We start from the raw sequence: 24,926 nt of genomic DNA, 5'->3' as shown, positions 1-24,926 counted from the left end.
ATCTCACATACGGGTCCGAAATTTTGCGCCTTCGCCGACGGCTCAGCCAAGCTGGGGTCTGAAGACCGCGAGATGGACTCCAATCCGGAGCCGCAGAGGTGTTCGCTGTTGATGTGAACCGTGAACTTAAAGTGGGACTGCCTGCTGACCCGGCAGAGCGATACGCCAGTATTATTCGAGCGTCGAAAGATGCGGATCCGCAACCAATGTGAGTTACCTAGCCCATTGAATTGGAAATTCATGGGATGCGACCACTCCGGCTATAGCCCAGCTTCGGTGGGTCCATAGTCATGCACAGCGGCGCACTCAACGCTCGGAGATAAATAGTAGATACTTAGACAGTACAGGTAGCTATAAATGCGGGGGAGTCAATGTGCAGATCGAATTCACTTCGGATGAACAGCGTTCATTGGATGACCAGCAGATTCAGCGGATTCGACGCAAGTCGATTTCCGTCCTCGCTGCGGGACAAATTCTTGGAGGTCTAGGCGGTGGCGCAACCCTGACTTTGGGGTCGCTGCTGATCGTAAGCATTTCCGGACTCGATGCATTGGCTGGCATGGCCGCGACCATGAATACTTTAGGTGCTGCCATCATGGCGTTGCCTTTGGCATTGCTTGCCCAGAAGTTCGGCCGGCGTATTTCGCTGTCGACCGGCGCATTGCTGGCAGCCAGCGGTGTTGTCGTCATCATGGCCGCAGCTTTTCTGAAATACTGGCCGTTGCTGCTGCTTGGAATGCTGGTTCTGGGAACAGGTTCGGCAATGAACCTCCAATCTCGATTCGCTGCCACCGACTTGTCCACCACGGCTACACGAGGCCGTGACCTTTCCCTGGTTGTGTGGTCAACAACTGCGGGTGCAGTCATCGGCCCGAATTTATTTGAACCTGGAGAAGAGCTAGCGCAGTTCATTAGCCTTCCACCGTTTACCGGCGGCTTTCTTATTGCGATGTGCGCCCAGCTGGTAGGGGTTCTTGTTTATTGGCTGGGCTTGCGTCCCGATCCGTTGCAGATCGCACAGCGTCAGGCGGCTGCCCAAGCGAGCGAGGTTCAGCTTCGCCGCCGCGGCTGGAGCATCCTAAGAAACACTCCTGGTGCCAGGCATGCCGTGCTTACCGTCGCCTTGACTCATCTTTATATGGTGTCCATGATGTCGATGACTCCAATTCACATGCAGCATCAAGGGGCAAGCCTCACGCTCATCGGGATCACCATTTCGGTCCATGTTGCGGGGATGTATGCGCTCTCACCAGTCTTTGGCTGGCTCACAGATATGCTAGGTCCACGAACGGTCATCTTTACCGGGCAGGCGTTGCTAGTTACCGCAAGCATCTTGGTATGGAGCAATGCAGAGAACCATACCGTGACAACTTTGGCGTTGCTTAGTCTAGGCCTCGGTTGGTCGGCGTCGACGGTTGCAGGCGCAACGATGATTACTGGATCAGTTGGCCTTGCTGAACGTCCGAAGTTGCAGGGCACGTCGGACCTCTGCATGAATCTGGCTGGTGTGCTTGGCGGTCTCACCGCTGGCCCAATTTTGGCAGCTGTAGGGTTCCGCGGACTGGCCGTGGTGCTGTTGATTTTTGCGATGTTCATGATCGCTGTGAATATGAAGTCTAATAGCGCTGGAACTGTTCACCAGTAGGCTGCAAATCCAATTCGGTAATAGGCACTTCAAATGAAGGAGAGCATATTCATGGCAGGCAGAAGGCAGTGAATCAAAGTTGGGGGAGGGCCGGCTGGAATGGCCGCCGGTTTAATGCTTGCTCGCAGCGGTGTGCCAGTAGCGGTTTATGGCAAGCACGGTGAGTTCCTCAGGGACTTTCGCGGTGGCACCATCTGTCCGTCAACTTTGCACGTGCTCTATGAACTGGGACTGGTGGGTGAATTCGAAGAATCGGGTTCAGCAAAGTTACCCAGGCAAGTAGTCGGACTCCAACGGATCGCCGGTAACCGTTCCTAACCTGACGCGAATGCAGCTCCCTTTTCAATTCATTGCCGTGGCGCCACAGTGGAATTTCCGCAATCTACTAGCCGTGCAGTCGATAGTCGAATTCCGAGCCGAATTCCAGCTGCCGATGCCGATAGCTGCAGCTTTCCTCTTGCCCCCGAAACAAACGGCACTGCCAGGTAGATTGCTTGGCGTTGGGGTTCTTCGGGAACGTCCTCCGGTCGAAGCCTGCAGCTAAGAACCGGTTAAAAGCAACAAAGGTGCAGTTCCAACCTTGCGGGGAACTACACCTTTGAAGAAAGTCTCTTAGCGAGCCTGGATGTTGGTTGCCTGTGGGCCCTTTGGACCAGCTTCCAGGGTGTACTCAACAGTCTGGCCCTCTTCGAGGCTACGGAAACCGAAGCTCTGGATTGCGCTGTAGTGTGCGAAGACGTCAGCCGATCCATCCGAAGGAGCGATGAAGCCGAAGCCCTTTTCAGCGTTGAACCATTTCACGGTGCCAGTGGCCATAGTGTTATATCCTTATTTATTGATTGGCCACGATGTGGCCTGGTTGCCGATCCGAAGTTCCGAATCGGAAAATTTAGGGGTTACCTCGCGCAGAGCTGCCGAGAACGATTCGCCTGCCGTCGATACGGAGAATCGAATACTGATTTTGCCGGTATCGGCCAAAACGGGGGTCGCTGCACTTGCTTAAACATCGTCGGATTCCAGGCTGCTAACGGGTAATGACCCCACGCTAGCGGAGTAGAACAAGGAATCCACAGAAAAGTGACGTACGGAGTCGTCGAGATGTTTTATCTGCAGTGAAGAAGAGAAGATGAAGAATTCGTTTCGATAGGAGCTCATTCGATCTGAAGATCGATGAACCGATTTGTAAAGCACAGACGATTTGTTGGCTGTGCTACAAATCCTACTGCTAACAATTACTGGCGGGGACTCACACCTGCAACCGTTGAGGTAACAAATCAAGCGTACCATTGATCGCTGGTTCGTGGGGCGTGATGCGTGATACTTGGGCGTTTTGGCAATGCAAATCGTTGAATCGATATTCGTCATTTGCCCGTTGACTAGTGTTTTAGTAAATATTATTTTCTGGAAAAATGATGCGGGCTATTTTCATGCTCACCCTGCGGCCTTGGCTCTACCCCGTTTGGGCCGGTACCTGAAGGGGTAGAGCCAGCAGTTACAGACGCGCTTGCGCCTGGGCCTTAGCTAGCTGATTTCCGAGCAGATCCGCATTTATGGCTGCTCCTGCGATCGTTCCGGCTGCGGCTGCTGCCATGACCATCGCGCCTAGGTTGCTGGCATTCCCTGCCGCATAAACCCCTGGCAGGGCTGTGGCACCCATTTCATTGACCTGGATGAAGGTGCCAAGCGGGTGCTCGGCAAGCTGTCCGCCGAGCTTGAGATAGAGCGAGGCTTGTGCGTTCATTCGGCTTGCAACTACCAGAGCTTGAGCGCTGATCTTCTGGCCGTCTGCCAGCGTGACTGAATCCAGAGTCCCCTGGGTGTCGAAATCGATTGCTTTCACTGGCTGCTCAACCACCGGTATTCCCAATGCGGCAAGTGTCGCGCGATTTTCATCGTTCAATGCATCCGGGGTGTGGTTGACGAAGGTGATCTTCGAGCTGAGCTGGCTGAACATCATTGCTTGGTGCGTGCTCATGGGGCCGATTCCGAGTACCAGGATCTCCTGGTCACGCACTTCCCAGCCGTGGCAGTATGCGCAATGGATCGCGGTATCACCCCATGCTTGGGCCAGCCCCGGAATCGACGGCAAATCATCAATGAGGCCCGTTGCCAGCACGATTCGTTCGGCGCTAAAGGTATTCCCTGCAGCTGAGACGTTGAATCCGGTGTCCAGCGAACCGGTGAGGTTCTCCACCTCGCCTTCGATGATCCGCGCGCCATAGCTAATCGCTTCCTGCCGTCCGCGGGCCAGGAGGTCCAGCGGGTTAATGCCTTCGTTTCCCAGAACGTTGTGGGCATGCTGCGCTGCCGCGTTCCGCGGATTTCCCTCGTCGATGACCAGGACAGTGCGCCGTGAGCGGCCCAATGCGACTGCGGCCGCGAGCCCGGCACTGCCGCCGCCGATAATGATCGCTTCGAAATGTTCCATGATTCCTCTCCCTGCTATTTGTGATGTTGTGTCCACGGTATCGACGTTTTGCGCTGTGGGGTGTACCGTTTTGCGCATGACGCAAGAATTCGAAGTTGACCAAGTTATCCGCCAGCGCATAAGAACGTTGCGGCAGAACCTCGGCTGGTCGTTGGAATCGTTGGCGAGCAAGGCTTCCCTGAGCGTTTCCACGCTCAGCAGGATTGAAACGGGAGGCCGGCGTATTGCTCTTGACCAGCTGGTTCCAATAGCCAAGGCACTGAATACCAGCTTGGATGAGCTCGTATCGACCTCTGAAGCCGAGATTATTATCCGCCCGGAGCCGATTTCGATGCCCGGGATAACCATGTGGAAGCTGTCCACCGATGACGCAGTTAACGGGGTGAATGTGTCGAAAATGCGTTTCGACCCTTCGCAGGCGCCTGCTCCCACCGAGCTGCGTATTCATCCGGGCAAGGAATGGTTCACAGTGCTCCTCGGAGAAATCCAGCTAAAGCTAGGAGATCGCACCTATCACGTGAAGGCGGGGCAATCTGCGCAGTTCGACACAATGACTCCTCATGCCCTGTGGGCGGTCAATGGCATTGCCGAGGTGCTCGGAATCATGGATAATGCAGGCCAACGAGCCCATGAGCACGACACAGCCAGCTAGTTTAGTGATTCCAATTACTCTTGGATAACCTGAGGGCAGAGTATTGAACACTGCGATGCCAGGAGGGCAACGATGACGCACCAGCTCAACGAGGAGCTTGAACAGGTCCTAGCTGATGGCGATTTCTATTTCGAAGCACTCGGTGAAGGCCGCTATCGCTCGTCGTGGCATTCCCAAGGTGCGTGGAATCCCCATGAGCAGCACATGGGTCCCGCCTCTGGAATCTTGGCCTACGCCTTGGAAAATTTCCAGCCTCGTGAAGACATGCGCATCGCACGGATCAGCTATGAGATCCATGGCCTTATTCACGCCGGAGAATTCGAGATCTCAACGCGAATGGTCCGTCCCGGCCGGACGATCGAGTTGATCGAGGCCGAAATGACGGCCAAGGGCCGCACCAGCATCGTTGCGCGCGCGTGGCGGGTGATTACGGGTGACACCAGTGCTGTTGCAGGGGTTGAAGACAAGGAAATCCCAGGCCCAGAGGCCTGCGCGGTGCGCGAAATCAGTGAGCAGTGGCCCGGCGGCTACATCAAATCCATCGAGATGCGCGCCAATGATGAGCTGCGGCCGGGTCGAGGTTTTGCGTGGCTGCGTACTCCTTATGACCTCGTCGACACAGGAGACGCCACAGCGTTGTCCAGCTTGGTGGGAATGATCGACACGGCAAACGGTGTGGTGCCGCGCGTGGATCCGGGTGAAGGAACCTGGATCTACCCGAACGTGGATCTGCAGATCCACATGTACCGCAAGCCCGAGGGCAAGTGGCTGGGCCTGGATGTCCAGCAGAGCTTCGGCACAGACGGCATCGGCCTGACCTCAACGGTATTGCACGATGAAGCAGGCCCTTTCGGCCGTGCTGAACAGATCCTGACGGTCCGTTCGCGCTAGCTCGATGCGCCGGTTGAAAGCTTGGCCAGCAGCTTCTTGAGCTCTGGCTTGGACTTCAGCGTGAACTGGCGCTGGCGGTACTGTTCCCGGTCTGCACCGTGGGCCCGGAAAAGTGCATAGCCGCGCTTGACCAAGAACAGGACCGGTTTCCGGCGCTGTGCTACATCGCGCACGAACCGTCGAAGAGCAGTTACCAATGCAGGTTCGTCGACGTAATACGCTTGGACGTTAATGCCCTTGGCGCGCAGCGGCTCAAGGATTTCGTAGAGGAAGATGCCTTCGGCGACAATCGGCCCGTCTGCGCAAGCGATTTCACGATGCCCGTTGTAGCTCGAGGTCGTGATCGAGTAGTTGGGGACCAGAGTGGTACCGTGGTGGAGCAAATCATCGATAGCCTGCAGTGCGGCTTCCTGATTCCAGGTAGCCGAATTGTCCCAATCGATTTCGCCGTAACCGGTACGGGGGAAATCAACGGGATTCCCATCTTCGCTGATCTGGCGGTAGAACTCGTCCAGTGGCAGGTGGGGTCGGCCGAATTTCGACGCGAGATAGGACTTGCCGGAGCCGGACGGTCCGCCGATCAGGATGACAGGGGTAGAAGAATTTGGCACGCCTTTTATTATGGCCCAGAAACCTCGGCCATCGGCAATCGGATGCTGTGACATCTACTCCGCCTGGAGCGAATTGCTGAATTAGACTCAGATTTATGAGTTTGTGGAACCCCCAGTCAGATGCGCCGTTATCTGTGGAAATCGAAAATCCTAGCGGAGACCCGGCTGCTGACCTAGAACGTGGAGTGCAACTGCTGCGCAGCGTCCAATCTGGCGAAAGCGGCGCGCTGCTACGGCTCTATCGTCCGGACCCGACCCTGGCCTTCGGCCAGCGCGATGTGCGGCTAGAGGGCTATGAGGCGGCTCGTGACGTAGCGCAGCAGCAAGGCTTTGCTCCTTTGGTGCGCAAAGCTGGAGGCCGGGCCGCCGCGTATCACCGGGGTACATTGATCGTTGATCATATTGAGCCCGAAGCCGAGGCGGTGATGCGCCAGCAGAATCGCTTCGAGGTCTTCGCGCGGGTGTATGCCAACGCTTTCCAGCGCCTTGGCGTGAATGCGCAAGTCGGGCCAATCCCGGGGGAGTATTGCCCGGGAGATCATTCGGTGCGTGGCTTCCCTGATGGGAAATCGCCGCGCAACTATCCAGTGAAGCTGGTAGGCACAGCTCAGCGTGTGGTTTCCGGGGCATGGCTGTTCTCTTCGGTCTTTGTTGTCGAGGATTCCGCGCCATTGCGGCAAGTCCTCGATGGGGTCTACCAAGCAATGGGCATTCCAATGGATCCCACGACGGTAGGCGCGGCTAATGATCTGCTCGCCGCTGTCACCACCGAAGCATTTATTTCAGCGCTGCTCGACGAATATAGCGAGCACGCCACGCTGCAAGGCATCTAGCACAGCTTAAAAAAGAATCGGCACCCGATGCGGGTGCCGATTTTGGTTCGCGGCCGGATCTAGGCGCCGACTCGCTCAACAACCTCGTCAATGCGCGGGTTGGTGGCTGCGGTGCCGTCCGGGAAGATCAGGGTTGGCACGGTTTGGTTGCCGTTGTTGAACGCCTCGACGATCTCTGCGGTGCCTTCGACTTCTTCGATATTCACCTCGGTGTATGCGATACCCTTCTGATCCATCAGGCGCTTGAGGTTGCGGCAGTAGCCGCACCAGCTGGTGGTGAACATGGTGACTCCGCCGGCAGCGGGAACGTACTGGTCAAGGTTCAATTCGTTGCTCATACATGGTGTAACGGCAATGATGTTTACTTTGTTCCCGGAGGGGTAGAAAAAGTTCGCTGGATTCTTTTGCTCCGCTCGCTAGACTGGGGAGCAGATTTTCCTTGATGCCGGTTCTAAGGGGTAGGCGATGTGCGGACGGTATGTGATGGCCAAAGCCATCGGCGATCTGGTGGCAGAGGCCGAGGCGGAAGCGGATGCCAATCTGGAACTGCGCCAGTCCTGGAACGTTGCTCCGACTACCGACGTGCCGGTTGTGCTCGAGCGGCTGATCGACGATGAGCTGCACCGCCAGATCCATGTAGCACGGTGGGGGCTGGTGCCAGGATGGGCCAAGGAGCTGGCGGTCGGGGTGCGCGCCTTCAATGCGCGCAGCGAGACGGCCAGCACCAAGCCGACCTTCCGTTCGGCGGTGAAGAAGCGCCGTGCCGTCGTCCCGGTGGAAGGGTATTACGAATGGAAAAAGGAAGGCAGCAAAAAGCGCCCCTTCTACGTGCATCGCGAGGATGGAAAGCTGATCTTCTTCGCCGGCCTCTACGAATGGTGGAAGGACCAGGACGGGTCCTGGATTCTTTCCACCTCGATCATGACCATGGATTCACCTTCGGCGGAAGAGCCCGGGGTGCTCGGCGAACTTGCGGGCCTGCATGATCGCCTGCCCATTCCGTTGGGCAAGGAGATGATGGGCCGGTGGATGAACCCTGCCGAGGAAGACGGTGAAGGGCTGATCGAGCAGATTCGCGCCGAAGCTTTCGATGTGGCTTCCCAATGGACCATGCATGAGGTCGATACCGCTGTTGGCAATGTGCGCAATAATTCGCCGGAGCTGATTGCGGCGCACAACAACTCGCTGTTTTAGCCGCGGATGGCTGAGCCGCTGGGCTTGGACCCGAGCCGGAACCCCAGGTAGCTGCTGGCCAGCAGGGTTCCTGCCACAAGTCCCAGCTCGCCCATGACGTGGGCTGCGCTGTCAGGAACGAATGCTGCTTCGCTCAGCGGGGCATAGGCGAACCAGCCGAAGGTTCGAACCTGGTTGTAGTCCCATAGCAGTGCTCCGATGCCACCTGCTGCCAGCAGCAGCCCGGCGATCAGGAACCAGGCCTTGAACCGAGCGAGCTGGCGAAGCGATAAGCCGCCGGCAACCCCCAGCGCGCCAACGCCGAGCAAAGCCAGCACCCAACCGAAAATTTCGGCGGGACCCGGGCCGAAGTAGATTTCAGAGTCTTCGACCAGCGGTACATAGGATCCAGAGTAGAAAACTACTTCTTGCTGACTGTCCCACCACAGCACGACGATGCCGACGATGATGAATACTGCTGCGCCCAGGAATAAGGCAGTGGCGGACTTGTAGCGTTTATCTGAAGGCATGTATTTAATCTTGCCATCACCAGATGTTTTGCGCATCAACTTTAAACACGAGCGGCAGCCGGCTCTAAAGGCCTGCTGCCGCTCGATGCGTGGTGCTTAGTGACCGCGCTTGATCCATTCATCCAGGTTCGGCGCTTCTGCACCGATGGAGGTGGCATCGCCGTGGCCGGTATTGACCACGGTTTCAGCTGGCAGGACCAGCAGCTTGGTGCGGATCGACTCGACGATCGTCTCGAAGCTGGAGTAGCTGCGACCGGTAGCCCCCGGGCCGCCGTTGAACAGGGTGTCACCGCTGAACAGTACACCGAGGTCTTCGGCGTAGAAGCAGGTTGAGCCCGGAGAGTGCCCTGGGGTGTGCAGGGCGGTCAGCGTGGTGCCGGCGATGGTGAATGAATCGCCTTCGCTGATTTCTGCGTCCACATCGCGCTCGGGGTAGACAGCTTCCCAGAGCATGCGGTCTTCCGGGTTCAAGAACAGCGGTGCATCCACGGCGTCGGCGAATTCTCCAGCCGCGCGGATGTGGTCATCGTGCCCGTGGGTAAGCAGCACGGCCATGACTTCTCGATCGCCCACAGCTTCGCGGATCTTGGCTACATCATGTGCCGGGTCGATGACCATCACCTCGGAATCATCGCCGACGATCCAGACGTTGTTATCGACATCCCACGTCCCGCCATCCAGGGAGAAGGTGCCGGAAGTGACGACGTTCTCGATGCGGGCGGCCACTAGAGCTCCACCACCGAACGAAGCACGGTGCCTTCATGCATCTTGGTGAACGCGTCTTCGATTTCATCGATCGTGATGCGTTCGGTGACAAAGGCATCCAGATCCAGGCGGCCGAGCTTGTACTGCTCGACGAGCATCGGGAAGTCGTGGCTCGGCAGGCAGTCGCCGTACCACGAGCTCTTCAGCGAGCCGCCGCGGCCGAAGACATCGAGCAGCGGCAGCTCGAGCTTCATCTCCGGAGTTGGCACGCCTACCAATACGACGCGGCCAGCAAGATCGCGGGCGTAGAAGGCCTGCTTGTAGGTTTCCGGGCGGCCCACCGCGTCGATGACGACGTCGGCGCCGAAGCCGCCGGTCAGCGCCTGGATGGCTTCCACGGCGTCGACCTTGGAGGAATCCACGGTGTGGGTGGCACCGAACTTCTTGGCGCCTTCCAGCTTGTCCGGGTTCACGTCCACCGCGATGATGGTGGTTGCGCCGGCCAGCTGCGCGCCGGCGATGGCAGCAGCGCCCACGCCACCGCAACCGATCACTGCGACGGACTCGCCGCGCTTGATCTCGCCGGTATTGATCGCTGCCCCGATGCCGGCCATGACACCGCAACCGAGCAGGCCTACTGCGGCCGGGTCGGCTTCTTCATCCACGATGGTGCACTGGCCGGAGTGGACCAGGGTCTTTTCGGCGAAGGATCCGATGCCCAGCGCTGGGGAAAGCTCGGTGCCATCTTCCAGGGTCATCTTCTGGGTGGCATTGAAGGTGTTGAAGCAGTACTTCGGCTCGCCCTTGGCGCAAGCGCGGCACTGGCCGCAGACTGCACGCCAGTTCAGGATCACGCGGTCGCCGACCTTGACGTTGGTGACGTTCTCGCCGATCTGGCTGACTACTGCGGTGGACTCGTGGCCCAGCAGGTACGGGTACTCGTCGCCGATTCCGCCGAGCTTATAGTGCAGGTCGGTGTGGCAGACACCGGTGGTGAGCACATCGACAACTACTTCTCCGGGACCCGGATCCGGAACGATGATGTCTACGACCTCTACGGGTGCGTCCTTGACGCGGGAAATAACGGCTTTGACCTTATGGGACATGGGATTTAGCTCCTGGAACGATTGGCTAGTGCTCTCTCGATGCTATCGGTGTCTCAGGTGCTAATCGAGCATTCGAGACACAATGACGCAGGCAGTTTCGCGCAGAGCCAATTTGTGCAGGTCGATCACGGGTTGCCCCCGGAATGGATGTGACGGGGCAGGAGTGCTGCATCCAGCTCAAACACCGCTGAGCAGAAGGACAGCGCCTAGGCCGGAACCCAGTGCTCGCGCGGCATTGGCCCTGATCCACCGTGGCTCATATTTCGCCCAAGCCAACGAATTCTGCTCCAGTCGCCGATTGAGCGGAACATTGACCCCGATAGTGAGCAGGGCACCGCTAAGCACCAGTGCCGCTCCGATCGATATGCGGATATTCTCGTGGATGATGGAGAGGGCAAGGCATCCGGTGCTGGCGAGCAAGCCGAGGAAGAACAAGCTCAGGAATGGGGGCCGTTGGGCGTATCTGTTCACGTGGACCATGAACGTGCTTGCGGAGCGATCATCCATTCGCGCTAGCGCAGGGAAGACCACGAGGGTGAAGGAAACGTAGAATCCGGCAATGATCAAGCCGGTGGCAATTGTCAGCAGCGGCAGGAAAATAGTAAGCAACGGCAGGTTCATGATTTCATTCAACAGATGTTGGGCAGGATTTTGAATGCTCAAGGCTCGACAATGCATACGCAATCGTCCAGAGTGGTGGCGTGAGACCCGATGCATTTTTCCCTTCTGGCCCACGGGCTCGTGAAGCCTTCATTCTCCGCATGTGCATGGAGGGCCAGTGGAGTGTTGCTGTTCGCGATCATTGCCCGCTGACGATTTTGGCGGTGCGCTCGGGATCCTGCAGGGTGCAACGAGGACAAAAGTCCGTGGTGGCGCGGCAAGGGGAACTGGTCGTCATTTGCGGATCAGCCTCCTATGAGGTTCGCTCGGCCAGCGCCCAGACTCTTCCGGCCGCGGCGCCTGGCAACTATGCCATTGCCCCGGGCCAGCAATGCCTGGGGCCATCGGGCCGAGCCATGGTCCAAGAGTTGCGCCATGGGGTGCGTGCATGGGGCAATTCGCCTAATGGCCCCGACCAGCTACTGGTTGGCACCTTCACTACGACCAGCGCTGTCGCTGATCTTGTCTGCGAGGGTACCGATCTGGCAGTTATCGATGACGACGCGGCGTGGCGATGGGCTGAACTGCTGGCGACTGAAGCCGAAAATGCGGGTCCCGCCCAGCAGGTGGTATTGGACCGGCTGCTGGATATTCTGGCGATCTGCGCCTTGCAGCACTTGCCGGGAACCAGGGTGCTTCGCTCGGCGGCGCCAGGCATTGGGGTGGCGGTGGGGGCGATGTGGGCGCAACCAGCTAGAGCGTGGAGCGTGGAGGGGCTGGCCAGAACAGCTGCGATGTCCCGTTCGGCTTTTTCGCCAGCCTTCCGGCAGGCCATGGGCACCGCGCCCATGGGGTACCTCACCAAATTGCGTCTGGCATTGGCTCATGATGCGCTGCTCGCCAGCGATACACCGCTGTCGCAGATTGCCCGTGATGTCGGATATTCTTCACCCTTTGCGCTCAGCGCTGCCTTTCGCAGGGCTTATTCAACCAGTCCGTCGGCGCTGAGATCCGCTGCACTTGGCTAACCCAAACTGTCGGTCGCGCTGACTAGTGTAACTGTCATTCGAACACGTGTTCGAATAGAATGGTTCTACTAAGTAAGGAGTGCACACGTGGGGATGTTCACCGAGTCGATCGAGGTTGCTCGTGCAGCTGATGGAATGCCGTTGCGCGTGAGCTGGCAAGGGCAGGACTATCGCTTGGTGGCCGAGCCTCAGCGCTGGTTCGAACGCCGCAAATGGTGGGATGAAAACCTGCGGATTCCTCGCGGCGCCGGTGCGGGGATTGCCGACTATGAGATGTGGCGCCTGCAACTGGTCGCGGTGCGCGGATCCCGGCAAGTGCACAGCGTTGATGTGAGTTTTGATGCGCAAACCGAACGGTGGCGTCTGGTGCGTGTGCATGAGTCGCTGGCCCGCAGCGCCTAATTCCCCTGCAGGGGAACATATACTCGAAGGACCTCCATGAGCTTCACCCACCTGAACGTCAGTTCTTCCTATAGCGCCCACTACGGAGTCTCGCACCCAAAGCAGCTGGCCCAAGCGGCCAAAGCGCAGGGTGCCCAGATGCTCGCGCTGACTGACCGGGATGGGCTCTATGGAACGGTCAAGCATGTGGCGGCCTGCATGGCAGAAGGGCTGCACCCGATTCTCGGGGTGAACCTTGCCGTGCTCGATAACCACGGAGAAACCCAAGGGCGGATTGTCCTGCTGGCCCGTGGACGTTGCAACGGTGCCGGATATGCGGCGCTGTGCCGAGCCATCACCCTCGCGCACAGCACTGCGCACGGGGTTCCGGGGCTGAGAACCGAGCAGCTGGCACACCTGGGTGCTGCCGGAAACCTGATGATCCTGCTCGGCGGCGAATCAGACGTGGCCCGCGCAATCCTCAAGGGAAGCTACGCCCAAGCCCGGGCACTGCTTGCCAGCTGGAAGAAGCGGCTGGGAAAGATGCTGCGAGTGGAAATCACCACGCACCTCTCCAGCCCTGGATCGCGCTACAGCCTCGGTGAAGCAGCCCGCTTGCTGCGTTACGCCCAGGAGCGGGGGATCAGGGCCGTGCTCACCAACGCCGTGCGCTACGTGGACCCCGATGGAGCGGTTACCGCAGACATCCTGGACTCAGCGCGCGCCCTGCATAGCCTGAAGAACCTGGACTCCTGCCAACCCAATGGCCAAGGGTGGCTGAAAACCCCGCCCCAGATGCGCCAGCTGGCCAAGGAGATCGGCCAAGCCACAGAAAGGAGCTGGGCGCAGCAGCTTTTGCGGGAAACTGAAGCGCTCGCCGAATGGGCAGCGGCGGACCCGGTAGCCGATCTTGGATGGAAGCAGCCGGTGATCCCCGAAGCGAAGATCATCGGCCTGCACCGTCCGGCCATGCAAGAACTCACCGAGCGAGTCCATGCAGCGGTGCCTGGGCTCTTGCCGCACGCCAATCCCAGCCTCATTGAAAGACAGCTGGCTCTGGAACTCGGGGTGATCGACCGCCTGGACTTCGCCGGATACTTCCTGACCGTCGCCGAAACCGTCAAGCTGATCACCGGCATGGGAATCCGCGTGGCCGCCCGCGGCTCCGGCGCTTCCTCGCTGGTGAACTACCTGCTGGGCATCAGCCAGGTGAACCCGCTGGCCCACGATCTGGTGTTCGAACGCTTCCTCTCCGATACCCGCACCACCCTGCCGGATATCGACATCGACGTGGAATCCGCACGCCGCCACGAGATCTACCGCGAGATCTTCTCCAGCTTCGGGGAAGAGCGCGTCAGCCTGATGAGCATGCAGAACGCCTACCGTGCGCGCGGCGCGGTCCGTGATGCAGGAGCCGCCCTCGGGGTAGAGCAGGAGCAGGTGGATGAGATCGCGAAGCAGCTCTGGCGCTTCTCCGCATCCTCTTTCCGCGAAGCGCTCACCGAAAAGCCGGAGCTGGCCGCATTGGCAGAACGCATTACCGATGACACCCAGCTCGATATCCTCATCGACGCTACCGAGCGCCTGGACCGGCTGCCCCGGCATATCTCCATGCACCCCTGCGGGGTGATCCTCTCCGACGCGAGCCTGCTGGACCGCACCCCGGTCCAGCCCTCGGGCATCGGACTGCAGATGAGCCAGTTCGACAAGCATGACATGGACCTGATGGGCTTGATCAAGCTCGACGTGCTCGGTGTGCGCATGCAATCAGCCATCGCCTACACGCTCGAGGAGATCGCCCGCATGCACCCGGATAAGCAAGCGGCCGCCCGCGCCGGAGGGCACGCCGACGACAGCTACATCTCCGCTACCGGAGTGATAGACCTGTCCAGGGTGCCGCTGGATGACGAACCCACTTTCGAATTGATCCGTTCCACCCATACGCTGGGCTGCTTCCAGATCGAATCCCCGGGGCAACGCGAACTGATCGGCAAGCTCGCGCCCCGCGAATTCAACGACCTGATCATCGATATCTCCCTGTTCCGCCCGGGTCCCATGCAGTCGAATATGGTCAAGCCCTACCTGGAGCACCGCCATGGATTCGCCCCTGCCCAATACCTGCACGAGGATCTGATTCCGGCGCTCGCCGAAACCCATGGGGTGACCGTCTTCCATGAACAGGTGCTGCGCATGCTTGATGTGCTCACCGGATGCGGATTGGGCATGGCCGATGTCTACCGGCGCCTGCTGGGCAACCCGGAGAAGGAACCAGCCGTAGAACGTTATGTGCGCACCGAGGCGGCCAAGCGCGGTTATAGCCAGGAAACCATTGACCAAGTCTGGGAGGTGCTCTCCGGCTTCGGCTCCTTCGGATTCTGCAAGGCCCACGGGGCTGCCTTTGCCGTACCCACCTACCACTCGGCCTGGCTCAAGGCGCACCACCCCGAAGCTTTCCTTGCCGGGATCTGGGAGCACGACCCGGGCATGTACCCCAAGCGGCTGCTGGTCTCCGAAGCACGCAGAATGGGCGTTCCCATCCTCCCGCTGGATATCAACCGATCCACCGGGCACTACCGAGTCGAACGAATATTCGAATCCGCTCCAGCGAAGGTTCCTATGGTGCCCCGCGCACCCAGCTCGCTGCGCCCTGGGCGCTATGGAATCCGCCTGGCCTTCCGCGACATCCACCAGATGAGCGAACGCGAAGTGCAACGCCTGGTCGCAGGCCAGCCCTATGAGCACCTCGCCGATGTCCGCGCCCGCGCAGGACTCTCGCGACGCACCTACCAGAACCTTGCAGCGCTCGGAGTGTTCGATTCCCTATTGTCCGGGACCTCCCGTGCCGACACGATCGCCCACACGCAATCCATGGCGCACAGCTCCCTTCCGGCCAAATACCGGCCGGGACCCGGACAACTTGCCCTGGATCTGGGGCAGATCGAATATATCGACCAGACCGGCAAAGCACTGGATCCCGCGGAAGTAGTACGTACCGAATTGGACCTCATGCATCTGGACGCCAGCGAGCATCTGATCACCTCGTACCGCCAACGGCTGGCGCACCTGCCCATTACGCAGGCAGCCGAGCTGCTGCACCTGCGCAACGGAACCGAAGTTCTGGTCGCCGGGGTACGGGTGGCCACTCAGACTCCTCCCATGCGCGGAGGCAAGCGTGTGGTCTTCATTTCCGTGGATGATGGGACTGGCTGCATCGACGCCACCTTCTTCGATGACACGCAGCAGCGCACAGCGCCCTTGCTCTTCTCCACACGCATGCTGCTCATCCACGGGGTCACACGCCGTACCGGACCGCGCGGCATCTCCCTCCAAGCGCTGAACGCCTGGGACCTGCATCAGCCGGAGACCCTGCCTGCTGCAGGCTACCTCGCGGAGCTCACCCGGCCGCAACCAAGCTATCGGCCAAACCTCGGCGAGGGAGCACGCAAGATCGAAAGTGTCGGGGAACTTGCCAAACGGATGGAAGCTGAAGGCCTGGACCAGAGAGGGGCCTGATGAGCTAGTTCGCTGACAGGGTTTACCTAACAGATACATCGGGTCCAATAGGAGAGATGCCTGATGTGAGGGGAGAACGGGCGTAAGCGCAGATGATTGGTGGCTCACTGCAGGTGCACTATCCCAAACAGTTTGGAACGTGCTCGAAGGCAAAGATCCGCAAAGAGGAATTCGTGACTACGACTTCATCTACTTCGATGAAGATACGTCCTGGGAGGCCGAAGATGCGCTCATTCGTGGAGCCAAAGTCCTCTTCAAGGGCATGGACGCAGAAATCGAAGTACGCAACGGAGCATGCGTCCAACTTTGGTACGAAGAGCCCTTTGGGGCGCCGGCTATTCCATTCCTCAGCGTTAAGGACGCCATCGACCATTTCGCAGCGAAGACCTGCTGCTTTGCAGGCACTAGTGATGAGCCTGGGCAAATTAGTACCTATGAACCCTGGCCTGAACGGGAACCATCAAGGAAGATCACTGAAAACTGATAATTCTCAAACCGAGGAAACATGCCCATCGGCGTCGACGACAAATGACGGGTTGTGCACAAAATCCCAGCGGAAGCCATCCGGATCAGCCACACAGGCACTCTTGCCGCCCCACGGCTGCACCGTCGGTTCGGTGACAGAAGTCGCTCCCGCATCCAGCGCTCGCCGGTAGTGTCGGTCCACTTCTGCGTCAGAGTGCACGTTATGTCCCAGTGAGATCGGTGGCGCCAGCTGGCTGTGCCCGACGTCGCCGTACTCGCTGCGCATCTGCTTCACATCCCAGAGGGCGAGCATCAAGCCATAGCCGGCACGGACAAAAGCGATTTCCGGGTGAGCTGGCTGGACCAGCTCAAACCCCAGGCCCTCGGTGTAGAACTTCGTGGAAGCACCGACATCGCGCACTCCGAGGGTAATGGCACTGATGACAGGTGGGGCCGGTTTGTTCATATTCCTAGGGTAGAAGGGGTTGAAAATGAAAGCCATGGGTTTGCGGATCTTCCAAGACTTTTCCTGCCTCCTTATAGATAGATCCATTGCTCGTTGCGCAGCGCTTGATACCTCGCCTGGGCAATTGCATCGTCGGCTTGGTGCGTCAATGCAGAAGCATGGCGGTATCTTTTTTTGCTGCTGAAGATTCGCTTCCGGGCTGATCGCTTGAGCCGGAAATCGCTGGGCGACGTGGGATCGGAATTCACTTTGGATACTCCTATTCGGTGGAGGCCGCTGGGGCGGGGGATTGTTGAGGGGCGGATGCGCTGGTGAGTTCGGGCGATGCCGCCATCCAATGCTCAGGACGGGGTATGCGCCGTACCTGCGGTGAGAGCCAGGCCAAGACTGCTGCTAAGGAAACGAATGCCCCGAAAAATATCAGCGTTGGTCCCATGCCGACCGATTCCAGACCAAATCCGGTAAGCAGCGGAGATAAGGGCAAAGCGGCCAGTGCCATAAAGGTGATTAGGGAATTAGCGCGCCCAGACATTTGCTTCGGAATGGAGGCCATGAAGTATCCACCCACCGCAGCGTTGAGAGCTGGAACGCTGAGGAAGCTGATCATCAGCATGGTCCCCATCCAAAGCAGGTTCGTATTAAACCCGATGAGCAGCATGGCTACACCCAAAATGGTGAGACAGGTGCAGGTCAGTAAACCACTGCGGAATTTATCGATGAGCTTCGTTGCGACCAACGATCCGAGCAGCATTCCAGCGCCCATGAAGGTAGAAGTTAACCCGATAACCCAGGGTTCTTCGGAACGCTGTTGAAGTCCGTAGATCAGCGTTGTCATCAGCCCGTTGACGCCGATGTTGACGACCGTAATCAAAATCAGCAGAGCGCGCAGCTGTGGCCGGGAAAAGCACCAGTGCATGCCTGCCAGAATTCCGTGGGCCACTTCCTCTTCGGAATCATTGCTGGTGCCATTGGAATCTTGCCCAGATAGCTTGGCTGCCCGCAATGGACGACGCAGTGCAAATCCACTGGCCGCAGCGATCAGATTCAGGACACTGACGATGAGCAGGGCAATGCCACCGCCTAATCCCAGAAGCACGCCGCCCAGGGGAGCGGAGCCGAGCATCAGCACCGAGTCGCGGCCTTGATTCGCCGCCATCGCGCGGCCGAGCTGTTTGGGGTGTGCAAGATCCTTTAGGGCGGCATTAGTTGTCGACCCAAAGTACCCGCCGCGCAGTTCCATAAGGATGTGGGCAAGGCATAAGGAGGCAACCGGCAGTGAACCGACGCTGCTGCCCAGGGCCATGGCTGCCGTGATTGCAGCACCGGCGAAACTTCCTATGAGAATCATCCGAGCCTTGTCGGTACGATCCGCCATGGCTCCGCCGGCCAAAATTACGCTCGCCCGTGCTGCCATTCCCACTGCGGCCAGGGTTCCGGCCAAAACCGGGGACCCCGTAGCGGACAGCAAGATCAAAGGAAAGATGAACCCGTAAATACTGCCCGACAGCAAAGCCGTTGAGTCCGCCAGCAGCCACATCCGGTAGTTGCGCTGCACGCGCAAAGGCGGCAAAGGCTCCGTGATAATCGCTGTGGTGCCTGATGGATCGTTGGTCTGGATGCTGGTCATGGCACCAACTATAGATTCGCAAATAAAGTTGCGCAATAGAATTTGCGCAACTTTATTTGTGGGATTGCTATGCTGTGCTTATGAGCAACCATGAGCCACCGGTCACATTCACCACCCCCATGCTCAAGGCCATCGCAAACCCCTTGCGTCGGCAAATCCTGGACGCGCTTTCGGCAATGGAAACCGCACGCGCGGCAGACCTCGCGCAGGCTCTTGGCGTACCCGCGAACAAGGTCAGTTTCCATCTGCGTGAGCTGGCCAAAGCCGACATGATCGTTGAAGTTCCGGAACTGGCGCGCGATAGGCGTGACCGCGTATGGAAACCTGCGGCTCGCGGCTATACGACCGGCAAAGTGGGAGAGCGCCCGGAGGACCAGACCGGGACGGCCATGGATGCCTACCTCAGCCAAGTGGTCCATGACGAGCAACGCCGCCTGCAAGCGACGCTTCGGCATGCAGAAAGGCACTATCGCGGCGAAGAGCCCGGGGAGATTAAAGCGCAGATGCAAACGAGCAACCTGATGCTTACCCAAGATGAATGCGACGAACTCATGCGCCGCATGGAAGAAGTGATTCCGGCTTTCCGCGAGGATCTGAAAAACGGCAAAGTCACCAGTTCGCAGCCCGCGGGCGATCGTGAAATCTGGCATGTCATGAGCCTGTTCAACGCAGATTCGCTGTTGAACGAGTCACAAGAGGGCGATCAATCTTCGTAAAACCCGAGGTAAACGCACGCTGAGGTGGGGTCCTGAACTAAACTGGATTCTGGCTGGCTGTGGCCAAGGTATGCCACAAGCTATGAAGCCATCACAGATTGAAAGGTAGAACCCGATCTCATGAGCGAGCAGCTGACTCTCACCATTGACGGCGAGCAGGTACAGGTGGACGCGGGAACGACCGGTCTGCAGCATTTTGCCAACGATAAAGACGTGGTTGTCATGCACGTCGATGGCGTATTGCGCGACCTGGCCCGCGAACTGGAAGCCGGAACCACTGTCACCCGCGTAACCATCAATGATCCAGAAGGATTGGAGGTGCTGCGCCACTCGACTGCCCACGTGATGGCCCAGGCTGTGCAGCAGCTGCGCCCGGACTCCAAGCTGGGAATCGGCCCCTACATCACCGACGGTTTCTACTTCGACTTCGATGTCGAGGACCCATTCACCCCAGAAGACTTGAAGCAGCTGGAAAAGATGATGCAGAAGATCATCAACCAGAACCAGCTCTTTGTCCGCCGCGAAGTTTCCCCGGAGGAAGCCAAGGCTGAAATGGCCAACGAGCCATACAAGTGCGAGCTGTTGGCCAAGGCCGACTCCGCCGACACTTCCGGCGAAGGCGTCACCGTTGAGGTGGCCGCTGGCGAAACCACCATCTACGACAACGTGGACCGCAAGTCCGGCGACACTGTCTGGAAGGACCTGTGCCGCGGACCGCACCTGCCGAACACCAAGCTGATCAAGAACGCCTACGCGCTGACCCGCTCGGCTGCCGCCTACTGGCTGGGCAGCGAGAAGAACAAGCAGCTGCAGCGCATCTACGGCACCGCATGGCCAACCAAGGACGACCTGAAGGCCTACCAGGAGCGCCTGGCCGAAGCCGAGCGCCGCGACCACCGCAAGCTCGGTGCCGAACTGGACCTGTTCTCGTTCCCCGATGAGCTGGGCTCGGGCCTGCCGGTGTTCCACCCCAAGGGCGGCATCATCAAGCGCGAGATGGAAGACTACGTGCGCGACCGCCACGTCGAAGAAGGCTTCCAGTACGTGGGCACCCCGCACATCTCCAAGGATGGGCTGTTCCACACCTCGGGCCACCTGCCGTACTACGCGGACACCATGTTCCCGGCGCTGCACATCGATGAAGAGCGCGATGAAGATGGCAACATCACCAAGCAGGGCCAGGAATACCGCCTGAAGGCCATGAACTGCCCGATGCACAACCTGATCTTCCGCGGCCGCGGACGTTCATACCGTGAATTGCCGCTGCGCCTATTCGAATTCGGCCACGTCTACCGCTACGAGAAGTCCGGCGTGGTCCACGGCCTGACCCGCGTGCGAGGTTTCTCCCAGGATGACAGCCACTCCTACGTCACCAAGGAGCAGGCACCGGCCGAGGTTGAGCACCTGCTGAACTTCATGCTCTCGCTGTTGCGCGACTTCGGCATGGACGACTTCTACCTGGAGCTGTCCACCCGTGATCCGGAGTCGGACAAGTTCATCGGCTCGGATGAGCAGTGGGATGAAGCTACCGCCGTGCTCGAGCGCGTCGCCACCGAATCCGGCGTCGAACTGGTTGCCGACCCAGGCGGAGCCGCATTCTACGGTCCGAAGATCTCGGTCCAGGCCAAGGATGCCATCGGCCGTACCTGGCAGATGGGCACCGTGCAGTACGACTTCAACCAGCCAGCGCGCTTCGGTTTGGAGTACCAGGCTGCCGACGGTTCCCGCCAGGAACCAGTGATGATCCACGCTGCGAAGTTCGGTTCCATCGAGCGCTTCCTGGGCGTGCTCACCGAGCACTACGCAGGTGCCTTCCCCGCATGGCTCTCGCCGGTACAGGTTCGCGCGATCCCAGTGGCCGAGGCTTTCAACGACTACCTCGGTGAAGTTGTTGCCAAGCTCAAGGCGCAGGGTGTCCGCGTGGAACTGGATGACTCGACGGATCGCTTCCCGAAGAAGATCCGCAACGCGTCCAAGGACAAGGTTCCATTCGTGCTCATCGCCGGTGGCGAAGATGCCGATGCAAACGCCGTGTCCTTCCGCTTCCGCGATGGCAGCCAGGAGAACCAGGTTCCAGTCGACGATGCGGTAGCCCGCATCGTTGAAGCCATCAAGAGCCGCGACAACAACAACTAGTTCGGATAGGGAGTCCACCAAGCATGCAGGAACAAGCAGACCGGTCCGTCACCGACGACTTTGAACTCGCCGGAGTGCCGGATTCGTTCCAGCGCCTGTGGACTCCCTACCGGATGGCTTATATCAAGGGCGGACAGGACCAGGTCAAGGATGAGGCCAGTTGCCCATTCTGCGCCGGTCCTGGGCGTACCGACGAAGAAGCGCTGATCGTGCACCGTGGCAAAACCTGCTACGTGATCCTGAATCTGTTCCCGTACAACCCGGGCCACCTGCTCGTGTGCCCGTACCGCCATGTGCCCAACTACACCGATATCACGGTGGAGGAAACGGCAGAAATGGCAGCGCTGGCGCAGCAGTCAATGCGCGTGCTGCGCAAGGTCTCCAACCCCGCCGGTTTCAACCTGGGCATGAACCAGGGCGAAGCCGGGGGAGCAGGCATCGCCGCGCACCTGCATCAGCACATCGTGCCGCGCTGGAACGGGGATGGGAACTTCTTCCCGATCATCGCGCAGACCAAGGCGATCCCGCAGACCTTGTCCGAGGTTCGCAGTGCCATTGCCGAAGCGTGGGACAGCGAAACCCCGAACTAGGCAATAGCTGGTACTTGGGCCCGGCAGAACATGGAAATGTTCTGTCGGGCCCAACGTCATTTAATGCAAAAGCCACGATGTTGGCCTGCTGCAATGCAAGATCAAATAGACTGTTGCGGCATGTTGGAGCAACTTCTTCCTGAAATGAGCATCGTTGAATATTCCCAGGTCCCCTGAACCAATCGGCACCATCGAAGAAATCCGCGACTGGATTATTAGTGGATCCGAGCATGAAATGCGTTTCGCCATCCAAGGTGCAGCCCGCTACTCAATCGGCATGATTGATCAGCTGCTCGAAGACCTGAGCTACGAGCATGATGCCAACTGCGACAGGTTCCTGCGCGGTTGGCTCGATACCCTGGATCCGCTGGAACGGCTCGCGGCGGCTGTGGCCACCGAGCACCACTACCAATTGAGCCTAGTTGCGATCTCGCAAGCGGCGGACCGGGCATTGGTGCAGGTGATGGAGTCAGTTAAACCGGCAATCGAGGACCTTGCCAAAAATTTTGAATCCGTCCATCAGCGTGCCAGCGACCCGGACCCCTCCTACACCAAGCACTTCACTCCGCGATTGCTGGCATATGCGCAGCAATTGCGCTCCGTAGCCGAAGATATCAACGGCGACGTTCCGCTGGTGCAATTTATGTCTGAGGAAGTGGCGCGCATTGAAGCAGCTAATCCTGAAGGCTACGGTCAGCCAGCAAAATATCAAGTGTCGGATGCAATAGCGTCACGCCAAATATTCACCGGCAAAAAGCACTCTGACTAGTTGTTTAGTAGAGATTGCCAATGTTACGCACTAACTCGTAACTGGTGGATAAATCTACTATCTGCCAATTATGACGCAACACGCGAGGTAATAAAGCAAAGCGATCCTACGATTACTGGCGTACCACCTCGCTTATATCCCCGAAATTCTGGGGCAAAAACGAGTCACCGCAGTGTCGAAAGGAACCCCTCCTCACCATGTCTACGAACAACCAGAACTCCGTCGTCGGTTCGGACCGCGTCAAGCGCGGCATGGCCGAAATGCTCAAGGGCGGCGTCATCATGGACGTAGTCACCCCAGAGCAGGCACGCATCGCTGAAGATGCAGGTGCCGTGGCCGTCATGGCTCTGGAGCGCGTTCCTGCGGACATCCGTGCCCAAGGTGGCGTCTCGCGCATGAGCGACCCGGACATGATCGACGGCATCATCGCCGAGGTCTCCATCCCGGTAATGGCCAAGGCGCGCATCGGCCACTTTGTCGAGGCGCAGATCCTGCAGTCCCTCGGCGTCGACTACATCGACGAGTCCGAGGTCCTTTCGCCAGCAGACTACGAGAACCACATCGATAAGTGGCCTTTTACCGTTCCATTCGTTTGCGGTGCCACCAACCTCGGTGAGGCATTGCGCCGCATCAACGAAGGTGCCGCAATGATCCGCTCGAAGGGCGAAGCCGGCACCGGCGATGTTTCGAACGCCACCGGGCACATGCGCAAGATCCGTGCAGAGATCGCCAAGCTGGCCGCATTGCCGGAAGATGAGCTGTACGTGGCCGCCAAGGAGCTGCAGGCACCGTATGAGCTGGTCAAGGAAATCGCGCAGACCGGCAAGCTGCCGGTAGTGCTGTTCACCGCTGGCGGCATCGCCACCCCGGCCGACGCTGCGATGATGATGCAGCTGGGCGCCGACGGCGTGTTCGTCGGCTCGGGTATCTTCAAGTCCGGCAACCCAGTGCAGCGCGCCGAGGCCATCGTGAAGGCAACCACCTTCTTCGACAACCCGGACGAGCTGGCCAAGATCTCCCGCGGTCTGGGCGAAGCAATGGTCGGCATCAACGTCGCCGACGTGCCAGTGCCTCACCGCCTTTCGGAGCGCGGCTGGTAGGAACTGCGCTGAGTAGCTGATGACGAGGCCGAAGAAGTGGACAGATCAGTCCATTTCTTCGGCCTCGCTGCTTCGGTGCTGCCGGTAGTGATGCAGGGGCCCGATACGGCACGAGACTGCGATCTAGCCTTTGCCTCCAAGTGTTCTTTCCAGCCAGCATGAATCAACTGATTCCAGGTGGTGCGTTTACGAGCAGCAATCCGTCTCCGGCCCCGCCCAACCAGATCCGCTGCCTGGAATCGCGAGTATCTCGGCGCACCACGATCACTTACTGCTCGACCGGAGCCGGTGGGACATCGATGGCGACCTGCTGGTGGTGCAGCCCTGGAGCAGGCATGCCGGTAGCGAAGTGCACCCGGAGCCGTAAGCAATTTTCCTGTGGCAGACTATGTGCCATGAGCGAGATTATCTTCGATGCCGCGGTCAGTCTCAATGGATACTTGGCCGACGAGAACCATAGCCTGCAATGGCTCTTTGATGTTCCGGGGTCCCAAGAGCCTGATCCGGAACTATTGCCTGAAAACGTTGGTGTGCATGTCGAAGGCGCGAACACCTATATGTGGATGATCGAGAATGAACAGCTCATGGAAAATCCGCAAAAGTGGCATGAATACTATCCGGGGGTCAAGACCTATGTCTTCACTTCGAGGGAGTTGCCCATTCCAGAAGGGGCTGATGTGCAGCTGCTGAACGGGGCAGTTGCGCAGTTCTTGCCGGCAATTCGTGACAGCGCAGGGGAGAAGAATGTTTGGGTACTTGGCGGCGGTGAACTGCTGGGGCAATTTCTGGATGCCGATGCCCTCGATGTCTTGGCATTGACTATCGCCCCGGCCGCGCTATCGTCAGGTGCGCCCGTATTGCCACGAACTATTTCCAGCGAGAGCCTCGAACTGGTTGAAGCGCGGCAAGCCGGACCTTTCGCCCGGCTTGTCTTTCGAGTCAACAAATCGCGGTAAGGCCA

At 59.0% G+C, this 24,926-nt stretch carries 26 protein-coding genes and 1 pseudogene; 16 read left to right on the top strand and 11 right to left on the bottom strand.

Annotated features, from left to right (window positions below; genetic code table 11):
* The first annotated feature begins 373 nt into the window (after window positions 1-373).
* On the top strand, window positions 374-1,645 hold the full coding sequence (locus ACIOTL_RS09515; protein WP_400342417.1) for an MFS transporter: 1,272 nt from the start codon (window positions 374-376) through the stop codon (window positions 1,643-1,645).
* Between the two features lie 99 nt (window positions 1,646-1,744).
* On the top strand, window positions 1,745-1,963 hold the full coding sequence (locus ACIOTL_RS09510) for an FAD-dependent monooxygenase (RefSeq protein ID WP_400342416.1): 219 nt from the start codon (window positions 1,745-1,747) through the stop codon (window positions 1,961-1,963).
* 294 nt (window positions 1,964-2,257) lie between these two features.
* Here ACIOTL_RS09510 and ACIOTL_RS09505 read toward each other — a convergent pair whose 3' ends face one another.
* On the bottom strand, window positions 2,258-2,461 hold the full coding sequence (locus ACIOTL_RS09505) for a cold-shock protein (protein WP_013349123.1): 204 nt from the start codon (window positions 2,459-2,461) through the stop codon (window positions 2,258-2,260).
* 676 nt (window positions 2,462-3,137) lie between these two features.
* A complete protein-coding gene (locus ACIOTL_RS09500) occupies window positions 3,138-4,073 on the bottom strand; it encodes an NAD(P)/FAD-dependent oxidoreductase (RefSeq protein ID WP_400342415.1) in 936 nt (311 codons plus the stop codon).
* On the opposite strand from ACIOTL_RS09500, the gene ACIOTL_RS09495 reads away from it, so the two are divergent.
* Together ACIOTL_RS09495 and ACIOTL_RS09490 are read left to right on the top strand one after the other, a co-directional pair.
* Window positions 4,072-4,725, top strand: coding sequence for a helix-turn-helix domain-containing protein (locus ACIOTL_RS09495; RefSeq protein WP_353616139.1), 654 nt, complete (start codon window positions 4,072-4,074; stop codon window positions 4,723-4,725). The genes ACIOTL_RS09500 and ACIOTL_RS09495 overlap by 2 nt on opposite strands.
* Window positions 4,726-4,797: 72 nt before the next feature.
* Complete coding sequence (locus ACIOTL_RS09490) at window positions 4,798-5,616, top strand: thioesterase family protein (protein WP_332595148.1); 819 nt, start codon at window positions 4,798-4,800, stop codon at window positions 5,614-5,616.
* On the opposite strand, the gene ACIOTL_RS09485 is transcribed toward ACIOTL_RS09490, so the two are convergent.
* Window positions 5,613-6,227: a uridine kinase gene (locus ACIOTL_RS09485; protein WP_400342414.1), complete on the bottom strand. Its 615-nt coding sequence runs from the start codon at window positions 6,225-6,227 to the stop codon at window positions 5,613-5,615. The genes ACIOTL_RS09490 and ACIOTL_RS09485 overlap by 4 nt on opposite strands.
* A 95-nt stretch (window positions 6,228-6,322) precedes the next feature.
* Here ACIOTL_RS09485 and ACIOTL_RS09480 point away from each other — a divergent pair, with 95 nt between their 5' ends.
* Window positions 6,323-7,060 (top strand): biotin/lipoate A/B protein ligase family protein, encoded by a 738-nt coding sequence (locus ACIOTL_RS09480; RefSeq protein ID WP_400342413.1) that lies wholly within the window; start codon window positions 6,323-6,325, stop codon window positions 7,058-7,060.
* A 59-nt stretch (window positions 7,061-7,119) separates the two neighbouring features.
* Here ACIOTL_RS09480 and ACIOTL_RS09475 read toward each other — a convergent pair whose 3' ends face one another.
* A complete protein-coding gene (locus tag ACIOTL_RS09475; protein WP_400342412.1) occupies window positions 7,120-7,398 on the bottom strand; it encodes a mycoredoxin in 279 nt (92 codons plus the stop codon).
* A 127-nt stretch (window positions 7,399-7,525) separates the two neighbouring features.
* Between ACIOTL_RS09475 and ACIOTL_RS09470 the strand changes: the two genes are divergently transcribed.
* On the top strand, window positions 7,526-8,254 hold the full coding sequence (locus ACIOTL_RS09470; protein WP_332499405.1) for an SOS response-associated peptidase: 729 nt from the start codon (window positions 7,526-7,528) through the stop codon (window positions 8,252-8,254).
* Here ACIOTL_RS09470 and ACIOTL_RS09465 read toward each other — a convergent pair.
* The 4 genes from ACIOTL_RS09465 to ACIOTL_RS09450 all read right to left on the bottom strand — a co-directional run bounded on the left by ACIOTL_RS09465 (window position 8,251) and on the right by ACIOTL_RS09450 (window position 11,195).
* Entirely contained in the window at window positions 8,251-8,763 is a 513-nt protein-coding gene (locus ACIOTL_RS09465) for a hypothetical protein (RefSeq protein WP_400342411.1), read from the bottom strand. The two genes, ACIOTL_RS09470 and ACIOTL_RS09465, sit on opposite strands and share 4 nt — an antisense overlap.
* Before the next feature lie 96 nt (window positions 8,764-8,859).
* Window positions 8,860-9,489: an MBL fold metallo-hydrolase gene (locus ACIOTL_RS09460; RefSeq protein WP_105658255.1), complete on the bottom strand. Its 630-nt coding sequence runs from the start codon at window positions 9,487-9,489 to the stop codon at window positions 8,860-8,862.
* Complete coding sequence (locus ACIOTL_RS09455; protein WP_105658256.1) at window positions 9,489-10,574, bottom strand: S-(hydroxymethyl)mycothiol dehydrogenase; 1,086 nt, start codon at window positions 10,572-10,574, stop codon at window positions 9,489-9,491. The genes ACIOTL_RS09460 and ACIOTL_RS09455 overlap by 1 nt, the downstream gene beginning before the upstream one ends.
* 177 nt (window positions 10,575-10,751) lie before the next feature.
* Window positions 10,752-11,195 (bottom strand): hypothetical protein, encoded by a 444-nt coding sequence (locus ACIOTL_RS09450; RefSeq protein WP_400342410.1) that lies wholly within the window; start codon window positions 11,193-11,195, stop codon window positions 10,752-10,754.
* An 80-nt stretch (window positions 11,196-11,275) separates the two neighbouring features.
* On the opposite strand from ACIOTL_RS09450, the gene ACIOTL_RS09445 reads away from it, so the two are divergent.
* From ACIOTL_RS09445 to ACIOTL_RS09430, 4 genes and pseudogenes are all read left to right on the top strand, one after another.
* Window positions 11,276-12,202: an AraC family transcriptional regulator gene (locus tag ACIOTL_RS09445; protein ID WP_400342409.1), complete on the top strand. Its 927-nt coding sequence runs from the start codon at window positions 11,276-11,278 to the stop codon at window positions 12,200-12,202.
* A 93-nt stretch (window positions 12,203-12,295) separates the two neighbouring features.
* Entirely contained in the window at window positions 12,296-12,604 is a 309-nt protein-coding gene (locus ACIOTL_RS09440; RefSeq protein WP_400342483.1) for a hypothetical protein, read from the top strand.
* 36 nt (window positions 12,605-12,640) lie between these two features.
* Complete coding sequence (locus ACIOTL_RS09435; protein WP_400342408.1) at window positions 12,641-16,096, top strand: DNA polymerase III subunit alpha; 3,456 nt, start codon at window positions 12,641-12,643, stop codon at window positions 16,094-16,096.
* A gap of 103 nt (window positions 16,097-16,199) precedes the next feature.
* Window positions 16,200-16,580, top strand: a pseudogene (locus ACIOTL_RS09430) (nucleotidyltransferase family protein); the annotation flags it as partial.
* A gap of 6 nt (window positions 16,581-16,586) precedes the next feature.
* Here the strand turns inward: ACIOTL_RS09430 and ACIOTL_RS09425 are convergent.
* Both ACIOTL_RS09425 and ACIOTL_RS09420 read right to left on the bottom strand, forming a co-directional pair.
* Entirely contained in the window at window positions 16,587-17,027 is a 441-nt protein-coding gene (locus tag ACIOTL_RS09425) for a VOC family protein (protein ID WP_400342407.1), read from the bottom strand.
* A 259-nt stretch (window positions 17,028-17,286) separates the two neighbouring features.
* Window positions 17,287-18,654, bottom strand: coding sequence for an MFS transporter (locus ACIOTL_RS09420; protein ID WP_400342406.1), 1,368 nt, complete (start codon window positions 18,652-18,654; stop codon window positions 17,287-17,289).
* Between the two features lie 80 nt (window positions 18,655-18,734).
* Here ACIOTL_RS09420 and ACIOTL_RS09415 point away from each other — a divergent pair, with 80 nt between their 5' ends.
* From ACIOTL_RS09415 to pdxS, 5 genes are all read left to right on the top strand, one after another.
* Window positions 18,735-19,370 carry a helix-turn-helix domain-containing protein gene (locus ACIOTL_RS09415; RefSeq protein WP_105658263.1) on the top strand — a complete coding sequence of 212 codons (636 nt, stop codon included), beginning with the start codon at window positions 18,735-18,737 and terminating at the stop codon, window positions 19,368-19,370.
* Between the two features lie 120 nt (window positions 19,371-19,490).
* On the top strand, window positions 19,491-21,506 hold the full coding sequence (gene thrS, locus ACIOTL_RS09410) for a threonine--tRNA ligase (RefSeq protein ID WP_105658264.1): 2,016 nt from the start codon (window positions 19,491-19,493) through the stop codon (window positions 21,504-21,506).
* 23 nt (window positions 21,507-21,529) lie between these two features.
* Window positions 21,530-22,096 (top strand): HIT domain-containing protein, encoded by a 567-nt coding sequence (locus tag ACIOTL_RS09405; protein WP_105661379.1) that lies wholly within the window; start codon window positions 21,530-21,532, stop codon window positions 22,094-22,096.
* 235 nt (window positions 22,097-22,331) lie between these two features.
* On the top strand, window positions 22,332-22,865 hold the full coding sequence (locus ACIOTL_RS09400) for a hypothetical protein (protein ID WP_400342405.1): 534 nt from the start codon (window positions 22,332-22,334) through the stop codon (window positions 22,863-22,865).
* Window positions 22,866-23,062: 197 nt separating this feature from the next.
* A complete protein-coding gene (pdxS, locus tag ACIOTL_RS09395) occupies window positions 23,063-23,965 on the top strand; it encodes a pyridoxal 5'-phosphate synthase lyase subunit PdxS (RefSeq protein ID WP_105658267.1) in 903 nt (300 codons plus the stop codon).
* 268 nt (window positions 23,966-24,233) lie between these two features.
* Here pdxS and ACIOTL_RS09390 read toward each other — a convergent pair whose 3' ends face one another.
* On the bottom strand, window positions 24,234-24,362 hold the full coding sequence (locus ACIOTL_RS09390; protein ID WP_332730710.1) for a hypothetical protein: 129 nt from the start codon (window positions 24,360-24,362) through the stop codon (window positions 24,234-24,236).
* Here ACIOTL_RS09390 and ACIOTL_RS09385 point away from each other — a divergent pair.
* Window positions 24,361-24,921 carry a dihydrofolate reductase family protein gene (locus ACIOTL_RS09385; RefSeq protein ID WP_400342404.1) on the top strand — a complete coding sequence of 187 codons (561 nt, stop codon included), beginning with the start codon at window positions 24,361-24,363 and terminating at the stop codon, window positions 24,919-24,921. The two genes, ACIOTL_RS09390 and ACIOTL_RS09385, sit on opposite strands and share 2 nt — an antisense overlap.
* Window positions 24,922-24,926 lie beyond the last annotated feature (5 nt).

It is taken from the genome of Glutamicibacter sp. NPDC087673, from assembly GCF_044743255.1.
Taxonomy (GTDB): domain Bacteria; phylum Actinomycetota; class Actinomycetes; order Actinomycetales; family Micrococcaceae; genus Glutamicibacter.
Note: the sequence above shows the minus strand (reverse complement) of the source record. Positions and strands in the feature narration are given on the sequence as shown.